Origin of the sequence: Marinicella marina, from assembly GCF_030065545.1 — a bacterium.
Taxonomy (GTDB): domain Bacteria; phylum Pseudomonadota; class Gammaproteobacteria; order Xanthomonadales; family Marinicellaceae; genus Marinicella; species Marinicella marina.
In genome coordinates, this window is record NZ_JASJNC010000007.1 from 283,620 (window position 1) to 301,922 (window position 18,303).

Sequence of the window (18,303 nt, forward strand, 5' to 3'; positions counted from 1 at the left end):
TTTGTTTACTCCTGCAATTAAAACGAGTATTTGACGTTGAAGGCCACAAAATCTCGATCAGAGATTAAGTTGTGGATGCCTGCCCCTGAATAACCGGTGTAGCTGATATCAGCACTCCATTTTTCAAGGTAAATGCCATTAACACCAATGGTGTATGACTTGCGACCTTCAATAAAGTTCCCACCAGGTCCAGGTGTGGTGCCATTAACATCGTGATTAAAAGCAATCCTTGGAGACAAGTTCCAAGAAGTGCCAAACACAGAGTTATAGTCCAAACGAGTAACCAAGCGGTAACCCCATGAAAAATCTGTTGGGAAACCAGTATTTTGAGTGACTGGGTTTCGACTGGTACCACCAGTTAGGGTGCTTTGCCCACCACCTGTATCGGTACCTGGTCCTTGGTAACGCAAAACATCTTGCGCTGGCAAGTCCCAAACTTGAGTGAAGCCTATTTCACCCAACAAAACAACTTGGTCAGTACCTAAGAAATCATTAGGGCCAAACAATTTGGTTGCGGTGAATTGTAGTTGCGAAACTTCATGACGTTCCCAACCCCTGACATACTCATTGGGACCAAATTGACCCAACTGCGAAGTAAAGCGATCGTATTCAGCTGGTATGGCCGCATTCAGAGGCGATAAGGCTGCGAACAATACTTCTACATCATCAATTTGCAAGGGTACATTGGGACGGTATGACAGCTCACCTTGTAATGACATGCCCAGTGAATTGATGGTGGTGTTGAAACTCAAACCATACAAATCAATGTCCTCTGGGTATTCTACAAAGTAAGTCGCTGAATTGGGTGAGGTTCTGCCAAAGGCATACAAGTCTGAATCTGGGTTAGTCAGGTAATCTGGCAAATCCAGGCCTTGTAAAATATCAGCCATTTCAGCATTTGGATTACCCACAGAAGTACCACTGATCAGCGGTAATCTAGAATGGTAATTTAAGTAATAAAGACCAAATTCAGTGTTATTCAAGGCCTCGGCATAATACCTGAAAGCCACACCAAATTGTCCATCATCATCGGCGCCTGCTCGGTAGGAACGTGGCACATTGAATCGAGCGATGTTGCTGGCCAAAGCCTCTAGCCCTGGGGCATTGAGAAAGTTGTTAATGGCTGTCAATTCAGGAATGATACCAAAACCCAAAGCCACATATTCTGCACCTGGTGTTGCAAAATCATTGGTACCGAAATAGGTACCGGCTGGATCTGGGTCAATTTGTTCGAACTCGAACATATAGACCGCTTCCATCGACAAGTTATCAGTAATACTGGTCGAAAATGAGAGCATATCAATCGGCAAAAAGGCTTCTTTCAGTTCTGCACCCGCAACACGGATTTTTGAGACATCAACTGGGTTGATGACGTTGATACCTTGTTGGATGAAAGTTGACTCACCCCAACTGACCACTTGGCGACCCAAGCGAACTGAAGCAAACTGGTTGCCAATGTCAAAATCTTTGTAGACATAAGCATCTAGTAAGCGGTAATCCTCACCAACAAATTCTTTGGCGGTTCTGGATAAATTATCGTTATCAGCATTTTCAAAATCATAAAAACCTGTGACACGCATGAAAGCGCCCCAAGTGGGTCCGGCAAAAGCCAAATCTGATGTGAATTTTAAGGCATTAGAGAACAGGTCTCCTTGGTCGTAATTGAGGTTACCGCTGTCGGAGTTGATTGACCACCTGCCTGGCGCAGCAATTCGCTGAGCCAAGGTACTTGGCGCACCAGCAGCCAAATCCAATGAAACTAGAGGGTTCAAATTACTTTTACCAATCAAGCGATTGTCACGATCGGCCACTCGCCATGAAGCACCGTATGAAACTGTGGTATCAATATTGAACGAGTAATCGCCATTATTGAAAATCTCAGCTGACATACTTGTACCGGATACACCCAATGCAGCTGCCATCATCGCCAGCTTCAGAGGTTTTAATTTTAACTTGGTGTTATTTTGAGTCATGCTCAATCCGCCTTTGTTGTTATTTAATTTTTTCATGTCAGCCCCCTTATTGAATCACATCAGTGTTGGTGATATTTAACACCGTTCCACCAGTTGCTTGGAACGCAGCCATTTGGCTTTGCATTTCAACCGTAGCAGCAGGAGAAGCGGCAGGACTTAATAAACTACCATGATCACCAGCAGTGAATCTGACTGCTGCATCCAGACCGGCAGGATCAGCTGCTGACTCAGAATAAGAGGTCAGTCCCATAGCGGCTATCAGTGGCTCTGTGCCCGATAACGGTGCACCATCAACCCTGTTGGTAACCACGACGTCGCCATTGATTTGATGTAACAAGACGTTATTTTGTAAAGCAGCAAACTGTCCTAAATTAATCGGATCAGCTGAATCAACCGCCGTTTGAGTGGCCAAAACAAATAAGTTAAAAGCCGTTGTACCAGGTTCAACACCACTGGCTTGTAAACCAGCAATGATGCGTGGACCAAATGTCGGTGAACCAATCAACAGACTGGCAATACCACCACCTGGCGCAGAAAGCACAGCGCTTTGCACGTTTGGTGCGAAAGCCAAGTAACCGGTACCCGTAATAGCTCCCAATGACTGGCCAGTGAAAGTGATGTTACCTTCATTGAAATCACCTGCGCCATCACCATCAATGTCCATGAATGGAATGGTTTCAGTCAACGTGAATAAATCAGCAATACCCTGTCTGGTGTTGTCTCTGGAAACCAGTAAGTTGGCTAAATTAATGAAGTGAGCACCCGAAGAATCTACCACACCGTCTGGGCCAGGGGCACCGGTTTCGTTGTTGATGTAATCGACATCAAAAGTACGTTCAGAAGCAATGGCACCAAAAGGTGAATTCTCAACATAGAAAGGGTTGGTCGGATCGGTGATGCCATGCATCGCTAAATCAATTGCAACCACAGCAAAACCGACAGAGGCCATGGTGTCAGCAACTGCCAACATATCTGTTCTATCACGGGTGATACCGTGTTGGTAAATCATCACAGGCCAACCAGCCTCTGGTTTAACTTGACCTGAACCTGCATTGGGCACAGTCATCAGAACGGGTAGGTTCTGTACGCTGGTAGCCACTGGAATGGGGTTAGCAAAAGTCAAATTAGTTGAAGTGGGGTCTAAACCAAACGCATCAAACGGAGGGTTATAAGCACCCGGAGCCGCTTTCCAAAACTGATTCAATGGCGCGATTGGATTGGCAGCACTCGGCGCTGTCAAATAATAAGGTGAGCTCATGGTACCGATGTATATATCGGCAATACCAGCACCACCAATGGCTGAAGTAGACAAGCCGGTTGGTGCTAAGGTCGCCGAACCTGGAGTGGTTATGGCTTTGGCTGCAGTCAATACCGGAGTGATTGATTGTGTGGTTGCAGTCCAAGAAATCACTATATTCGCAGGATCAACACCTTGAGATGCTGCTGCGGCTTCTTGGGCATTGGTCAATTGTCTCAATGGTTCCAATGCTTGTGCAGTTGCGTTTTCTAACAATGGGTCCGTACTGTTACCAGCACCATCAACCAAAGGCGATGTGCGCTTAGATAAGAAATAGGTTTGCGATGGTGTTGCGGCATTGCCGTCGGTGTCTTGAACTCCATTAGTGATGACAGCCATGTAAGAAGTCAATTGCTTCAGTGGTTTGATTGGCACGATGGCAACACTGCTGCCATTGGCAGCGGCCACGAAATCAACTCCAAAAGTTAATTCATTGACCACACCAGTGACGCCGCCACCAGGCCCGGTTAATGTCACCTCATAAAGTTTGACACTGCCTGGATTTACAGTTGTAGCAGCCACTTCAACAGAGAAGTTAGTGGCCCATGGCGCAACGGTACTGAAACCATCTAGACCGTTCAAAGCCACCAGAGGATCTGAGAAGTCCGTTGGGTCAGCAACTGGAATGTTAAGTGTCAGGTCAGTGGTGCCTGATAGAAATAGGTTGGTCGGAATTGGCACCTTGGTTGGGTCACCTGATGCTGGGTCAAAAACAGCTTCGATAACACCTGTGACCACGCCGCCCCCAGGATTGGTTACTGGCGGTGTTTCCACTGCCCTGGGTGAATTACTACCGCTGCTACAGGCTTGTAGCAAGACAATAGAAGTCAACGTAAAAAGGATTGGTTTTAGTTTCATTTGTGTCCCCAAATTAATAAACCCTAACATCATAAATTTTATTCGGGTAAGATTACAAGTCTAATTATTAAAAAAACATTAAAATCCAGCCAAAAACATACGCTTCAGTATCGACCCTATGCCAATCAAAAAAATCATTACATTCCTAAGCTTATATTTGTTAGTTTATGCACTCTGGCAATACCAAAGCATAGACACACTGCAAGCCATCACCCTGGCAATTACCATGACCACTGCGGTCTTTTGGGTCACTGAATGGTTACCCATTCCGGTATCTTCTTTGTTGCCCATTGCGCTGTTTCCTTTGACCGGCATCATCACTCCTACAGAGGTCGCTCAAGCCTATGGCAGCCCTCTGATTATTTTGTTGTTGGGTGGCTTCCTGCTGTCTTCAGCCATGTCACACAACAATACCCACCAATACCTGGCCCATCAGATATTGACAAAAATTGGTACAAACAGCCCTAAAAAGATAATTTTTGGCTTCATGCTGACGGCTTTTTTATTGAGCATGTGGATTTCAAACACAGCGACTACCTTGATGCTGTTACCGATTGCCATAGCGATATTAAGTAACAGCCAAGACCGCTTTTTTGCCACCTTATTGTTATTGGGTATCGCTTATGCCGCCAGTATTGGCGGCACCATGACACCAATCGGCACCCCCCCAAACCTGATCATGATTGAAAATTACCAACAAGGCACAGCAAATGAACTGGGGTTTTTAAGTTGGATTAAAAACGTTTTCCCCATGGTAATCATATTCTTTCCATTGATGGTCTGGCTGCTGACTTCTCAGGTCAAAGAAAATACTGAGTTCACCTCCAAAATCGACAAAACAACCATCACCTCAGCACAACAAAGAACACTGCTGGTTTTTGCTTTCACTGCACTGTTATGGGTCACCAGAACGGCACCATTCGGTGGCTGGAAATCATGGCTTGATTTGCCTTACGCCAATGACGCCTCGGTGGCTTTGTTGGGTGTAGTAGCAATGTTCATGTTAAGCGACAACAAAGGCAACAAACTACTGACCTGGCAAACTGCCAACACCATTCCCTGGGGTGTACTGCTGCTGTTCTCTGGTGGTATGGTGATTGCCGCTGCTTTCAAAAGCACTGGCTTAAGTGCTTTGCTGGCAGACCAACTGATCTTCCTCAAAGACCTGCACTTGTTTGTCTTGATTCTGGCCATTTGTTTACTGATTACTTTTTTAACAGAAATCACCAGTAACACAGCCACCACAGCCATCTTGATGCCAGTTTTGATGTCGGCTGCCCAAGCCATGGATGTGGATCCGATTAAAATCATGATACCAGCTGCAATCAGTGCCAGTTGTGCTTTTATGCTGCCAGTTGCTACAGCACCAAACGCCATTGTTTTTGGCTCAGAACGGGTAGCGATTAAGGACATGATAAAACAGGGATTTAAACTGAACCTCTGCGGCGCTTTCATCATTGCAGCGGTTGCTACTTGGTGGTTATGATTGGTATAACTCAGCTGTTGTTGGCATCAAAGCCCATCACATCTTGAATCTGTTGCTGACCCAGCAGACACATCAGTAAGCGTTCCAAACCCATTGCCACGCCAGAACATGCTGGTAAACCTGCCGCTAAAGCAGCAATCAAACGATCATCAATTGGTAATTGATCGCGTCCCTTTTGCGCCCTTGCTTTGTTATCTTGTTGAAACCGTTCAAGTTGTTCTTGGGCATCAGTTAATTCTTGGTAGCCATTGGCCAGTTCAACCCCGTCCCACAATATTTCAAATCGCAAACAGCGGTCACCGTATACTGGGTGGGCTTGAGCCAAAGCGGCAGCCTCAATCGGAAAATCATACACCACCACAACCAAGGATTTACCATCAGCAGCAACCATCAATGGTTGAATAGCTACCGCAAACAGAAAGTCCAATGCTTCAGTTCGAGTTAATTGACTGCCCACATAACCTTTTTCGGTACAAAAATCATTCAGTTCATCAACCTCAATAGCAAAGGGGTTGATACCCAAATATGACTCAAACAGCTGTTGGTAACTACAGGTTTTGAATGTCAGCGGTCTGGCTTGCATCACTGCATTAAGGTGTTCAATCAGCTCACACACCTCAGCAAACAAATCGGTTAAAGTGAATCCCAAACGGTACCATTCCAATAAGGTGAACTCAGGGTTATGCAGCGCTGTCAGCTCGCCCTTACGAAAAACTTTGGCTATTTCAAAAATATCACCTGAGCCACTGGCCAATAATCTTTTGTGAAAAAACTCAGGAGAAGTTCTGAGGAAGGCTTGTGAGTTTTCGACGTCCAACCCATCAGTAACAAACATTTCTATTTCAACATCGGTGTTACCCTTTGTTGAGAGCACCGGTGTTGACACTTCCATCACTTGTCTGGCGGCAAAGAACTGCCTGATTTCAGCCATTAAAAAAGCCCGTTGGTTGAGTAACTTCAACGGGCCCTTAAAATGCCAATGCTCTGATTCGCTCATTGCATTTATTTCTTAACGCGGCCTACGTATTCACCCGAACGGGTATCGACTTTGATTACTTCACCTTCAGGCACAAACAAAGGTACATTCACTACCGCGCCCGTCTCTAAAGTGGCGGGCTTACTGCCACCGCCGGAGGTATCTCCACGCAAACCAGGATCGGTCTCTGTGATTTTTAATTCAACAAAATTTGGCGGCTCTACAGTCAGCGGAATGTTGTTCCACAAGGTGACCATACATACATCCTCTTCTTTCAACCACTTGGCTGTTTCACCAACCGCAGTTTCACTGGCTTCAAACTGTTCAAATGAGTTGGGGTCCATAAAGTGAAAGAACTCACCATCGGTGTACAGGTACTGCATTTCTGTATCCATCACATCTGCCGCTTCTACTTTTTCATTAGACTTAAAGGTCTTTTCAATCACTCGACCGGTTTTTAAGTTACGAATTTTTACGCGATTAAAAGCCTGTCCTTTACCTGGCTTGACCTCTTGATTCTCAACAATGTTGTACGGATCACCATCCAACAGTATCTTTAAGCCGTTTTTAAACTGTGATGTGCTATAAACAGACATGTCATTTCCTCATTGAAACTGAATAAAGCGCGGCATTATAACACAGCACCCATGGCTTTAAGGCTGAACCGAGTCAAGCAACTAAAGATATATTTATCATACCCGTGTTAAAATCTCAGCTTTCAATCAACCCACCGAATCAACCCTCATGTCGAGTACTTGGCAACAACAGCTGAAACAAGCCCTGAATAATCAAAAACACCCAGATTTTTTGCATCAGCACCCACAACATTCAACCGCTGCTGCTGCACTTTTTAGCCATGTTATAGCGCCAGATATGTTTGATGCCATTGACCAAAAAAATCCTCAAGACCCCATATTGAAACAATTCCTACCCGTTGCTGATGAAACCATCAACACCCCAGGCTTCCATGCGGACCCAGTTGATGACAATCAGGCCACCCAAGTGGCCGGTTTGATTCATAAATATCATGGAAGGGTTTTATTGATAGCCAGTGGCAGTTGTGCAGTGAATTGTCGCTACTGTTTCAGACGACATTTTCCCTACACAAAAAGCTACGCGCCGCGCAACAATTGGCGTGCCAGCATTGAATACATCAAAGCCCATAAGGACATCCACGAGGTCATTCTCAGTGGTGGCGATCCCTTGACCTTAGAGACCACCAAATTACAACAACTCACGGCCGCACTGGCACCGGTAGAACACGTCAAAACATTGCGGATACACAGTCGAATACCGGTGGTGCTCAGCCAGCGCATTGATCAAGAATTTTTACATTGGTCTCGCCAACTCAAATTAAACAAAGTCATGGTATTACATGTCAACCATGCCAATGAATTAACCAACAAGGCGCAAGCTGCGATCACAAAACTCAAACAAGCAGGTTATACCTTGCTGAACCAAAGCGTGATCCTAAAAGGCGTCAACGACACAGCCACAGTTTTGGCTCAACTGTCGCAACAGTTATTTGAATCGGGTGTATTACCCTATTACCTGCATCAGTTTGATCAAGTGCAAAATGCCGCACATTTCATGGTAGATGAGGCAACCAGTCAAAAAATACATCAAGATTTACAGTCACTCCTGCCCGGGTATTTGGTGCCTAAATTGGTCAAGGAAGTGGCCGGAGAAAAAAACAAAACACAAATCAGTTTGTGAGGCATGAATTTACAGGCGGCGCCTCTCAGGCTGTTCTGGCGCTATTCAATTTCAAAGTTTCGCTTTATAATGTTACAATCACTGTAATGAAGTTAGCCTCAAAATGTGTGTGAGGGCTGAAATAAATATAAAAAGGAAAACAAATTGGCTGCAGAAAAATCGATTAATTTACTTATTATCCATCAGTCTGAAGAAGAGGCAGAGCGCATTCTATCACTGCTGAGAAACTACCAGATTGCAGTACGTCCAACACGCTGCACCAACGAAGAGGATCTGGCCGGCATTCTTGAAAGAAAGCCGCTGGACATGGTGCTGTGTCAACAACTGCAAAGCGACTTACCTTGTCAGACTGTGGTCGACCACATCAAACGCATGGGCATGGACTTACCGGTGATTTCCCTGTTGAATGACTTTGATCCTGATTTGGTTCACGAAGCCATTGAGGCTGGCGCGGTTTCCTACTGTACCCCGAAACTGCCAGACCACATGCGACACGTGATTCAACGTGATTTCAAGTCATTGCAAGATCGCAGAAAAAACATCTCACTGGAGCTGGAACTCAAGAACACAGAAAAAAGGTGTAATACCTTACTAGACTCCTCCAAACAAGCCATTGCATACATTCATGATGGCATGCATGTTTACTCCAATCAGTCCTACCAAGAACTGTTTGAGTACGATGATTTTGAAGAATTAGAAGTGACGCCTTTCTTGAATTTGATTGCCAAAGAGGATGTGGCAGATGCCAAAAAAATCCTCCGCGACATCACCAAAAACATCATGCCAGAAAAAGACCTGGAGTTTAAATTAATCACCTCTGGTGGTGAAAAATTTGATGGCATGATCAACGTTTCAAAAGCCAACATCCATGGCGAGCAATGTGCGCAATTCATCATCAACATCCCTTCAGTTGACCCTGAAGTGGAAAAAGAGCTGTTTGAAATCAAGAATAAAGATTTATTAACAAAGTTTTACAATCGATCTTATTTCAACAAATTACTCTCGGAATCCATCGACTCAGCCAAGAAGAAAGCCGGCGACAGTTTGCTAATGATTGGCATCGATGACATTGATAAACATGAAAAAGAATTGGGCATTGGTAATTTAGATTTATTCATTGTCAGTATCGCAGAATTTTTACAGAAAAAATTGGGCAAAGACGTTGATTATTGTCGTTACTCTGACAGCACCTTTATCTTGAAATTAAAAACATCGATTGAGAATGCTGAAAAAGTAGCTGATAAGTTACGCGGCATGATCACCGACCAAATTTTCAGTGCTGGCAGCACCTCTGTTAACTGCACAGTCAGCATATCAGTGACTCAACTCACACCACAAAGTGGTACTGAGTCAGACGTCATCAATACTTTAACAGAGAACATGAACGCTTTGATTGAAGCCGGTGGCAACCAAATCAAAGTGTTTGACCCAGCTGAAGAGGAAAAACAAGCACGCGCAGCATCCAAAGCTTGGATTGACCGCATCACCGATGGTTTAGAAAACGACAAATTTGTCATTCATTATCAACCCATTGTTAACATTGATGGCGATGAAAAAGAACACTATGAAGTGTTGATCAGACTGAAAGCCGAAGAGGACCAACTGATATATCCACAACAGTTCATTCCTGTTGCCATCAAATACGGCTTCATCACTGAAATTGATCATTGGGTTATTAAAAAAGCCCTAGAATCAATCAAAAGTGCTGCCAGCAATGTGATGTTGTTTGTTAAGCTTTCTCATCACACGCTGACTGATGCAAGCTTTCCTAACTGGTTGGCTGACACACTCAAACGTTCTGGCGTCACTGGGGATAAATTGGCCTTTGAAGTGCGTGAAAGTGAGTTGGTCACCTATGCCACACAAATGAAACCCATCATTAAATCAATCAAGGCAACGCATTGTTTGGTGGTGGTTGAAAAATTTGGCTCAGGTTTAAACTCATTCAGCATCTTGAAACATTTTCCAGTCGACATGCTCAAAGTGGATAACAGCTTCATGCAGGATCTCGGCAGCAACGAAGAGAACCAAGAAAAAGTCAAAGTCATTGTTGATAAGGCGCACAATCAAGGCAAACAAGTCATTTGTGAATTCATTGAAGATGCCTCAACCATGAGTATCATGTGGAAGATGTCGGTTAATTTTGTTCAAGGTAACTTCATCGCTGAACCCGGCGAGACCATGGAGCAAGTTGAATAAAAATAATTACCGCGGCCGCTTTGCGCCCTCGCCCACGGGTGATTTGCATTTTGGCTCATTGGTGGCAGCACTGATCAGCTACATCCAAGCCAAGACCCATGATGGCATTTGGTTGTTGAGGATTGAAGACATCGATGAGACCCGCACAGTAGCAGGAGCCGACCAAGCCATTATCAAAACACTGGCCAATTTTGGTATGCATGCCGATGAGCCAGTGATGTACCAAACCAATCCCGAGCGACAAGCCGCTTATCAAGCTGCGCTTGATCACCTCACACAGTCTGGATTGACTTACCCTTGTGTCTGTACCCGCACAAAACTGGCAGGTTCTGAGACTTACCCTGGATTCTGCCGAGATCAGATTATTGACCACTCACAACCACATTCGATACGCTTGGCAACAGGTAATGAGGACTATGAGTTTGATGATTTCTGGCAAGGTCACCAGTTACAAAACATTGCCAAACAATCAGGCGATTTCAACATAAAAAGAAAAGACGGCTTGTTTTGTTATATGTTGGCTGTGGTCATTGATGATGCCAGCCAAGGTGTGACAGAAGTGGTCAGGGGCATTGACATCATGGATTCAACAGCCCGACAAATGCATTTGATTAAGCTACTTAATTTGCCTCAACCGAGTTATGCCCATTTCCCCATCATCACCCACAACCAGCTTAAACTGAGCAAACAAAACCACGCCAAAGCCATCAGCCATGAAGACCCCTACACGTTAACCCATTTGGCATTGAGTTTAATGGGACAAGAGCCGCCCCTGCTGCAACAAAAAACCCAGTCGAATTTACTCAACTGGGCGATTGAAAATTGGCAGCCAGAGAAGCTGAACAACCTTGCTAAGATTAATTACTGAGCAGTAACACCGGTATTGGCTGCATTCGCCAATTCCTCACACAAAGCCACATTAGCCCCTGAAATCCTTTGGATGTTCATGGTGTTGGCCACCTCTGGCTCTTGTAAGTCGTAACTGAAAACTGCTGTGGAGCAGTCGTTAAAATCAATACTCATGCTACCCACACGTGTGGTGCTGACATTTTGTGGGTCATCAAATCGACCACCACTGGTTTTGAACACGTCACCGACAAAGCTGTTGCCATCGAAACTACCCGCTGCGGTTAACCAACGATTGGACGCATCACCAATCGCTTTGGTTGGGTCAGCTTCGTCATCGAATGTATACCACCCAACAATCACCGTATCGGCGCTGGGCAACACTTCGAGGTATAAACCTTGACCATTGGTGGCCGGATTAAACCAAGCACCGGATAAACCGAAGTTGATTTGGAAAGTATCTGATAATTGATATGCTCTGATAATTTTCACCATGTTTGTTTCTGTCACCGCGTTGTTATCAAAACTAAAACGGTATACCGGAAACTCACCAAAAACACCTTGAGGTGTGGCATCAAAATAATTTATACGTAGCAGCGACTCAATGGTAAAAACAGTCTCTAAACCGGAGGACACTTCTCCAAACACAGTAAATCCAGTGCTGCTATTAGTAGAATCTAAATCTTGGTTGTTTGCTACATTAAAAAACCATTGATTGGTCGCAGAGTTTGGGTCTGACAACCTAGCCATCGCAATGGTGCCAATTGTATTTGAAATTTGCGCCTCATTGATAATTGGATCATCAGTCTGAACTGTTTGAAATTGGTTATTACCTAGAAATCTGAACCCACCTCCTTGAACAACAAAACCTGGGACTGTCCTGTGAAAGACTGTGTTGTCATAATCTCCTCGATTCACATAGTTCAGAAAGTTTTCTACCGTGACTGGGGCTTGCTCATCAAACAACTCGATTTCAATATCACCTAAGGTGGTTTCAAATCGAACAGTGGTGGCGTTGACTGAAAAAATGAAACTTAATAACAAGCACATAAAAGTGATTTTCTTCATGATTGGATTCCTCTTTTATTTGTTTTGATTGGTGACACCATAAGGCACGTGGCCAGTGGCGGTGTGTTCGGATGCAGTTTTAACATAAGTTAATTGATCCTCAAAGAATATATCTGCTTTAAATGATTGCAAGAACTTAGCCTTATCCTGCCCACCCAAAAACAAGGCTTCATCAATGCGGATGCCCCACTGCCGCAAAGTCAATATCACACGCTTGTGTGAAGGCGCTGAGCGGGCTGTGACCAAAGCCGTTCTGATTGGTGATTCACCGCTGGCAAACAGTGACTGTAAATCATGTAATTTCTTCAAAAAAGCACTGAATGGACCAGGGTTCAATGGCTCATTACGGCGTTTGTGTTCATTTTGGCGAAAAGCCTCTAGGCCACCTGTTTGGTAGATTTGTTCTGATTCATCTGAAAACAGCACCGCATCTCCATCGAACGCCACCCGCACTTGTTCATCATTTTGAATGGCGGCTTTGCGCGTCATCAAATGGGCCGCGGCATAACCAGCGTTGATGGCGCCGATGACATCGGCATGATGTGCTGATAAAAATAACTCAACCCCCAGTGCTGATAAATAATCATAGGGAGATCCGCCATTGCTGAACACGGCGCGGCTGATGTCCAAACCATGATGCTCAATGGAATTAAAAATCCGCAGACCAGTATCACCATTGTTGCGCGAGACCAACACCACTTCAACTTGTGGCTCATTGGTATCAGGGTGCTTGATGTTCAATAGCTTTTGTACCAACGGAAAGGCCACACCTGGCTCCAGAGGTTCATCTTCGTTTCTGAGCTGGTAGCTGCGGTAAGCTTCAATGCCTTGTTCTAAATAGATTTGATGGGCATCATCCAAATCAAACAAGGTCCTGGATGATATGGCTAAGGTCAGCATCAGGAAAACTGCTCATTGATGATGCGGTCTTCTAGATTGTGCTGCTCATCGTACAAAGCCCTGATTTTGATGTCTTTGGCCTCACTGATTACCACCTCGCTGACATCGCGAATTTCGGTGTTATCGGCGGTGGCAGAAACCGGTCTTTTATCGTGGCTTTTGACCCTGAAGGTGACCTCGGCATGTGATGGAATGATGGCACCGCGCCAACGCCTAGGCCGGAAAGGACTGATCGGCGTCAAAGCCAAGATCTCACTGCCCAAAGGAATCACTGGACCATGCGCTGAAAGATTATAGGCCGTCGATCCGGCGGGGGTGGCCACCATCACGCCGTCACCCACCAGTTTTTCTATTTTGCTTTGACCATTGATAAGTATTTCAATGTGCGCTGACTGCTTGGTTTGGCGCAACAAAGAGACTTCATTGATGGCCAGTGAGGCCTCTTGTTTGCCAGCCACGGTGGTGGCCAACATTTTTAGAGGATGTAAAACCGTTTCTTTGGCCGCTTGGATGCGACTGATCAGGTCTTTATCATCATAATCGTTCATCAAAAAACCCACAGTGCCTCGTCGCAGACCAAAAACAGGTATGGTTTCATACATAAACTGGTGCAAACATTGCAACATAAAACCATCACCACCCAGCACCACAATCACATCCGCATTAAGTGGTTCATGTTGACCATAGCGTGCAATCAACTGTTTCAATGAGTTTTGTGACTTGTTTGTCTCGCTGGCTAAAAAAGCTAATTTCATCTGATTAGTTTACCAAAGGCTTGGGTAGATAGGGGCTCAATGAGCGACTGATTACACGGGCGTTACCAACAGGGGTGCGCTGCAACAAGGCATATTGAACAAACTCACTGCCATCCATCTGCACCAAAGAACTGGCCTGTAAGTGTCTGGTTTGGGTACTGAGCAAAGTTCCTATTTTAGTTTTAATGGTATCATCCACTGCATATAAGATGGTTGAATCTCGTTCAAAATCATCCATACTCAGGTACTGCGCACTGCCGTTTTTATACAAACGCAATGACATCTCTGGAGTAATTAAAGGTGTTAATGCATTGAACATCACTGGCGCCATGGTGTTGACATTCATGCGAGTGGCTTCGTTAGTGATAGGCAAGGTGCTGACATAAGGCGCCAGTCGATTGAAGTCCTCCGCAGCCAATCCATCGAGTAAAGCCAGTTCCTCAATGTGTTTGAAGTATTGACCACTGGTTTGGTAAGCCGGTGACTTGGCCAAATAGACAAAATCCTCTGCGCCATTGGGTTGTGGCACTTGATCGCTATCAATCCAATCGATGATTTTATCAGCCAGCGTGATGTCCAACTCCAAGGCCAATAACAACTGCCGCAAGTAAGCCACGTGCTCGGGTGATTGTTGGCCATTGATAATGACATTGTTGATATTAAAACGGTCATTCAAACCAACCAAAGTACCTGAAAGCACTGCGCCCTCAACTGCCATACCCTGCACACCTTGTAACCATGGATCTAAGTTACTGTCATGATCGTTTTCATCTTGTTCATAATCTGCTTTAAGAATGTCACTGGCCCACAACAACATACCTTGAGCAAAATGTTTGGCCTGATAGGCCTGCTGCAAGTTAAACAAGCGTGCCGTTGATAATTGGTTGTTGTACCAAATGGTCACGGCCAATGAACTGGCGATGGCAATCATCACCAATGCCATCAGCATCGCCATACCACTGTTTGTTTGTTTTACCGGTCTCACAGGAACCCCGTTTGTTGCCATGGGACGACTTTAATAGTACTGACTTGTCCTTGGGCATTTTCGATTTCACAGTTGATTGAATCGGGCAATTGACTGAACTGTCTTTGATCATTGGGCCATCGGGGCTGAATCACTCCTGTGAGGTTTTCATAGCCACAGTTGAATCGATTAAGTGGCATCATCAAGCGCTCTTGCCATTGGTTACCGCTCAGTGGCATGGCTGCTTGTTGGGTGGCCCGATACCAATTGTCATTACGCACATACCAGCGGACCCTAATAAGCGGTGTTTTTAGGTTACTGTTGCGACTTTCTAAACGGGTTCTTTTAACTGGAGCCAACACTGACTGGTACTTCAGAAAGGTCAAGGATTGGCTGTTGGCTATGAATTCACCTTGGCTTAAATTATTCACATATTGTTGTGAACTGGTGGCCATTTGCAGGTCAGTTTGGAACAGATAAACCGCTAAATTTTCATTGTTCAGGATTTTATTTTTCGCATCCAGACTGGCTTTGGCTGACGCCAGGGTGTCTATACTCATAAAAGCCATGGCAGAGATAACTGCCAAGATGCCGGCAGCAACCAGGACCTCCAATAATGTCATGCCTTGTTGTTTGAGCTGGCGCCTCATCTCAGCTTGAAACCGGTTAATTGGGCATCAAAATAATCCAAAGCCCTGTCTTTCCCTACCACCAAATCTATGCGATTGATGCTTTCATTGTCGGTACTTTTAAGTTCAGCGCGCCAATAGTAATTCCGATCAGAAAATAACTCCTGTCCTTGGTGCGTGCCAATAGTTAAATCACTGCGCTGATATAGCTGCATCATGACTTGATCGGCCACATGATACGCTGCTGATTTTTCAGCAACCGTAGTTGTTATTCTGGTACCTGTTTGTGCCGCTTGTACCAAAGCCACCAAACCGACACTGATCACCAACAAGGCCAACATCACTTCCATCAAAGTGAAGCCCTTGTGCTTATTAAGACATTGCGATGACATCTAAAACTCAGCCCAAGTTGAGGTTAATTGCCATGGCGATGTGGTACTCAATACAAAATAATCGGTAGTTTGTTGTTGGTTGTTGGCATAAAAGCGCAGCTCAAATCCATTCCAAGAACCATCAGTTTGGCACACAATTTGCGGCAAACCTTCTGGTTCAACCGGTAAATCTTGACTCAAACCATCAAGCAACAACTCAACACTGACTACCTCGGAGAGTGGCGGTAACTCGATGTTCTCAACCAACTGCCAAGTGGGTTGTCGGTAGCGAAAAATCTGGTATCCCAATTGATTAAACTCAATGCCCAATGCCTGGTTATCAAACACCGCCTTTTGACACAGGAAAACCAGATGTTGTTCAGTTGTTTTGGCTTGGTTCATCACCGTACGTTCGACTGACTGGCTATTGATGATGTTGGCACCCACTGCCGTCATGACACCGATGATTAACACCACCAGTAAAATTTCTAATAAGGTAAACCCTTGGGTTCTGAGCGAATCTTTCAAAGTATTATACAGTTCTTACCAATTACCTAAATCGGCATCAAGGCCTTCACCACCAGGCTGACCATCGGCACCAAAGGAGTAAATATCAATCACTGCCCGATTACCGGGATTGAGGTATTGATAGGGATTGCCCCATGGATCCTCTGGCAGTTTTGCGACATAACCACCTGGCTTCCAGTTTTTTGCTTCTGGTGTGCCACTGGGTTTTTGCACCAACGCTTGAAGACCCTGTGAAGTACTGGGATAATTGAAGTTATCCATTTTGTACATGCCCAACGAGGTTTCAAGGTTTTTGATGTCTGCTTGTGCCCGCGAGACTCTGGCCTTATCTGGTGCATCCAAAAATTGCGGTACCACAGTCACCGCCAGGATACTTAAAATAACCACCACAATCAAAATTTCCATCAAGGTGAAACCAACTTGATGGCGACTGCTTGTTGAAGTATTTTTGTATGTTTTCATATTTAGTTGAGTTGTTTTTGAGTTATGATTATATGCCATTTTATTGGCAGCTGCCACGTTAGGCGATTGATTTACCAGCATGAGAATTTCAAGAATTTACTTACCACTTCAACTGGGTCAACCGGATGAAACATTGGTTATAGATGGATCCAAAGCCCATTATTTAAGAAACGTATTGCGGGTCAAGCCCCAGCAACCACTAAATTTTTTCACCCCCGAAGGTATTGAGTACGAGGCCAAGATAAGTGCGGTTGAAAAAAGACAAATCACGCTTTTTGAAATCAAAGCAAGCAGTCAACAGCCAAGGCCTGCCAGCATTGACACCACATTGATTCAAGGCATCAGCAGCAGTGACCGCATGGATTACACCATCCAAAAAGCGGCAGAACTAGGGTGTAAGAAAATCATGCCAGTTTTAACTGACTTCTGTTCACAAAAGATTCCAGCACATAAATTCGATAAAAAACATGCCCATTGGCAGGCAGTGGCGCTCAGTGGTTGTGAACAATCAGGTCGTGCTGACTTGTTGGAAGTGAGCCCAATCATGCCCATCAAAGAAGTCATTGAAACTGTTGTTGATGGAATTTATCTTGAGCCAGGGGCGCAAACCTTTTTACAGAATTTACCTGCTCAGTTTCATCGCCAACAACACATTTATATTGGCCCTGAAGGTGGATTCTCACCGACTGAACTGGAATTATTTGAGGCCAAGAAATACACCGGTGTGCAAATTGGCCAGAGGGTATTGAGAACCGAAACCGTGGCGCCTGTTATTTTATCGGCACTGCATACTTTGTACGGTGACTTTATGCCGCCGGCTGAGTCAAAGCAATGAGGTTTGATTCCAAATAGTTCATATTAGGAATATCAGCCATCTCGTCTTGGATTGATACCAGTGAGGCAATCGCATTGTGATTAATGGATTTTTCTTCATGTAACTGCATGTCACCACGCGAGATCAGTTGAAGCTTAGGAATACCCCTAGAAAGCACCGCAAAATAAGGCATATTTTCAGCATGATTAATACTTTTCAACACAGCCAAGTTAAATGAACTGTCAACATTTTGTTCGGTATTAGAACCAGTCAAAACCGCAAAATCAATCAATGGAATATCCCAACCTCGCCATGAAACAGTGCCTAATATCCAATCCTCATCTTGATCTAAAGAATTGATACTGCGCATCCCCAATACCTCAGCAACCATTGCATTGGGTAACAGAAGTTTGCGATCTTCTTCGATTGGAATCAATACTGCTCTAATTTCATTGGACATA

18 protein-coding genes are annotated in these 18,303 nt (G+C 44.7%); 5 read left to right on the top strand and 13 right to left on the bottom strand.

Going from position 1 to position 18,303, the window contains the following annotated elements; all coding sequences use genetic code 11:
- Positions 1–17 precede the first annotated feature (17 nt).
- Both QNI24_RS12080 and QNI24_RS12085 read right to left on the bottom strand, forming a co-directional pair.
- Positions 18–2,009 carry a DUF1302 domain-containing protein gene (locus QNI24_RS12080; RefSeq protein WP_267177258.1) on the bottom strand — a complete coding sequence of 664 codons (1,992 nt, stop codon included), beginning with the start codon at positions 2,007–2,009 and terminating at the stop codon, positions 18–20.
- Positions 2,010–2,019: 10 nt separating this feature from the next.
- A complete protein-coding gene (locus QNI24_RS12085) occupies positions 2,020–4,128 on the bottom strand; it encodes an Ig-like domain-containing protein (protein WP_267177257.1) in 2,109 nt (702 codons plus the stop codon).
- A gap of 118 nt (positions 4,129–4,246) precedes the next feature.
- On the opposite strand from QNI24_RS12085, the gene QNI24_RS12090 reads away from it, so the two are divergent.
- Positions 4,247–5,614 carry an SLC13 family permease gene (locus QNI24_RS12090; RefSeq protein WP_267177256.1) on the top strand — a complete coding sequence of 456 codons (1,368 nt, stop codon included), beginning with the start codon at positions 4,247–4,249 and terminating at the stop codon, positions 5,612–5,614.
- Positions 5,615–5,624: 10 nt separating this feature from the next.
- Here the strand turns inward: QNI24_RS12090 and epmA are convergent, their stop codons facing one another.
- Both epmA and efp read right to left on the bottom strand, forming a co-directional pair.
- Positions 5,625–6,611, bottom strand: coding sequence for an EF-P lysine aminoacylase EpmA (gene epmA, locus QNI24_RS12095; protein WP_267177255.1), 987 nt, complete (start codon positions 6,609–6,611; stop codon positions 5,625–5,627).
- A gap of 5 nt (positions 6,612–6,616) precedes the next feature.
- Positions 6,617–7,186 (bottom strand): elongation factor P, encoded by a 570-nt coding sequence (gene efp, locus QNI24_RS12100; RefSeq protein ID WP_267177254.1) that lies wholly within the window; start codon positions 7,184–7,186, stop codon positions 6,617–6,619.
- Between the two features lie 148 nt (positions 7,187–7,334).
- Between efp and epmB the strand changes: the two genes are divergently transcribed.
- The 3 genes from epmB to gluQRS all read left to right on the top strand — a co-directional run bounded on the left by epmB (position 7,335) and on the right by gluQRS (position 11,373).
- Positions 7,335–8,306: an EF-P beta-lysylation protein EpmB gene (gene epmB, locus QNI24_RS12105; RefSeq protein WP_267177253.1), complete on the top strand. Its 972-nt coding sequence runs from the start codon at positions 7,335–7,337 to the stop codon at positions 8,304–8,306.
- 144 nt (positions 8,307–8,450) lie between these two features.
- Positions 8,451–10,505 (top strand): EAL domain-containing protein, encoded by a 2,055-nt coding sequence (locus QNI24_RS12110; protein WP_267177252.1) that lies wholly within the window; start codon positions 8,451–8,453, stop codon positions 10,503–10,505.
- Positions 10,498–11,373, top strand: a complete 876-nt coding sequence (gene gluQRS / locus QNI24_RS12115; protein WP_267177251.1) for a tRNA glutamyl-Q(34) synthetase GluQRS — start codon at positions 10,498–10,500, stop codon at positions 11,371–11,373. Before QNI24_RS12110 ends, gluQRS begins: the two co-directional genes overlap by 8 nt.
- Here the strand turns inward: gluQRS and QNI24_RS12120 are convergent.
- The 8 genes from QNI24_RS12120 to gspG are packed head-to-tail and all read right to left on the bottom strand — an operon-like array spanning position 11,367 to position 17,028.
- Positions 11,367–12,419, bottom strand: coding sequence for a peptidylprolyl isomerase (locus QNI24_RS12120; RefSeq protein WP_267177250.1), 1,053 nt, complete (start codon positions 12,417–12,419; stop codon positions 11,367–11,369). The genes gluQRS and QNI24_RS12120 overlap by 7 nt on opposite strands.
- A gap of 15 nt (positions 12,420–12,434) precedes the next feature.
- Complete coding sequence (locus QNI24_RS12125; protein ID WP_267177249.1) at positions 12,435–13,319, bottom strand: 5'-nucleotidase; 885 nt, start codon at positions 13,317–13,319, stop codon at positions 12,435–12,437.
- Entirely contained in the window at positions 13,319–14,074 is a 756-nt protein-coding gene (locus QNI24_RS12130) for an NAD kinase (protein WP_267177248.1), read from the bottom strand. Before QNI24_RS12130 ends, QNI24_RS12125 begins: the two co-directional genes overlap by 1 nt.
- A 4-nt stretch (positions 14,075–14,078) precedes the next feature.
- Positions 14,079–15,080: a type II secretion system minor pseudopilin GspK gene (gene gspK, locus QNI24_RS12135; RefSeq protein WP_267177247.1), complete on the bottom strand. Its 1,002-nt coding sequence runs from the start codon at positions 15,078–15,080 to the stop codon at positions 14,079–14,081.
- Positions 15,056–15,688, bottom strand: a complete 633-nt coding sequence (locus tag QNI24_RS12140; RefSeq protein WP_267177246.1) for a PulJ/GspJ family protein — start codon at positions 15,686–15,688, stop codon at positions 15,056–15,058. Before QNI24_RS12140 ends, gspK begins: the two co-directional genes overlap by 25 nt.
- Positions 15,685–16,059, bottom strand: coding sequence for a type II secretion system minor pseudopilin GspI (gene gspI / locus QNI24_RS12145; RefSeq protein ID WP_267177245.1), 375 nt, complete (start codon positions 16,057–16,059; stop codon positions 15,685–15,687). Before gspI ends, QNI24_RS12140 begins: the two co-directional genes overlap by 4 nt.
- A complete protein-coding gene (locus QNI24_RS12150) occupies positions 16,060–16,566 on the bottom strand; it encodes a prepilin-type N-terminal cleavage/methylation domain-containing protein (RefSeq protein ID WP_267177244.1) in 507 nt (168 codons plus the stop codon).
- 15 nt (positions 16,567–16,581) lie between these two features.
- A complete protein-coding gene (gene gspG, locus QNI24_RS12155; RefSeq protein WP_267177243.1) occupies positions 16,582–17,028 on the bottom strand; it encodes a type II secretion system major pseudopilin GspG in 447 nt (148 codons plus the stop codon).
- Between the two features lie 79 nt (positions 17,029–17,107).
- On the opposite strand from gspG, the gene QNI24_RS12160 reads away from it, so the two are divergent.
- Entirely contained in the window at positions 17,108–17,863 is a 756-nt protein-coding gene (locus QNI24_RS12160; protein ID WP_267177242.1) for a 16S rRNA (uracil(1498)-N(3))-methyltransferase, read from the top strand.
- Here QNI24_RS12160 and QNI24_RS12165 read toward each other — a convergent pair.
- The gene (locus QNI24_RS12165; protein ID WP_267177241.1) at positions 17,835–18,302 is read right to left on the bottom strand and encodes a chemotaxis protein CheW; all 468 of its coding nucleotides are present in this window, start codon (positions 18,300–18,302) and stop codon (positions 17,835–17,837) included. The two genes, QNI24_RS12160 and QNI24_RS12165, sit on opposite strands and share 29 nt — an antisense overlap.
- Position 18,303 lies beyond the last annotated feature (1 nt).

Bases quoted from the DNA above. Each gene is read 5' to 3' on its own strand.
- QNI24_RS12080 (WP_267177258.1), bottom strand. From the start codon at position 2,009: ATGAAAAAATTAAATAACAACAAAGGCGGATTGAGCATGACTCAAAAT.
- QNI24_RS12085 (WP_267177257.1), bottom strand. From the start codon at position 4,128: ATGAAACTAAAACCAATCCTTTTTACGTTGACTTCTATTGTCTTGCTA.
- QNI24_RS12090 (WP_267177256.1), top strand. From the start codon at position 4,247: ATGCCAATCAAAAAAATCATTACATTCCTAAGCTTATATTTGTTAGTT.
- epmA (WP_267177255.1), bottom strand. From the start codon at position 6,611: ATGAGCGAATCAGAGCATTGGCATTTTAAGGGCCCGTTGAAGTTACTC.
- efp (WP_267177254.1), bottom strand. From the start codon at position 7,186: ATGTCTGTTTATAGCACATCACAGTTTAAAAACGGCTTAAAGATACTG.
- epmB (WP_267177253.1), top strand. From the start codon at position 7,335: ATGTCGAGTACTTGGCAACAACAGCTGAAACAAGCCCTGAATAATCAA.
- QNI24_RS12120 (WP_267177250.1), bottom strand. From the start codon at position 12,419: ATGAAGAAAATCACTTTTATGTGCTTGTTATTAAGTTTCATTTTTTCA.
- QNI24_RS12125 (WP_267177249.1), bottom strand. From the start codon at position 13,319: ATGCTGACCTTAGCCATATCATCCAGGACCTTGTTTGATTTGGATGAT.
- QNI24_RS12130 (WP_267177248.1), bottom strand. From the start codon at position 14,074: ATGAAATTAGCTTTTTTAGCCAGCGAGACAAACAAGTCACAAAACTCA.
- gspK (WP_267177247.1), bottom strand. From the start codon at position 15,080: ATGGCAACAAACGGGGTTCCTGTGAGACCGGTAAAACAAACAAACAGT.
- QNI24_RS12140 (WP_267177246.1), bottom strand. From the start codon at position 15,688: ATGAGGCGCCAGCTCAAACAACAAGGCATGACATTATTGGAGGTCCTG.
- gspI (WP_267177245.1), bottom strand. From the start codon at position 16,059: ATGTCATCGCAATGTCTTAATAAGCACAAGGGCTTCACTTTGATGGAA.
- gspG (WP_267177243.1), bottom strand. From the start codon at position 17,028: ATGAAAACATACAAAAATACTTCAACAAGCAGTCGCCATCAAGTTGGT.
- QNI24_RS12160 (WP_267177242.1), top strand. From the start codon at position 17,108: ATGAGAATTTCAAGAATTTACTTACCACTTCAACTGGGTCAACCGGAT.
- QNI24_RS12165 (WP_267177241.1), bottom strand. From the start codon at position 18,302: ATGTCCAATGAAATTAGAGCAGTATTGATTCCAATCGAAGAAGATCGC.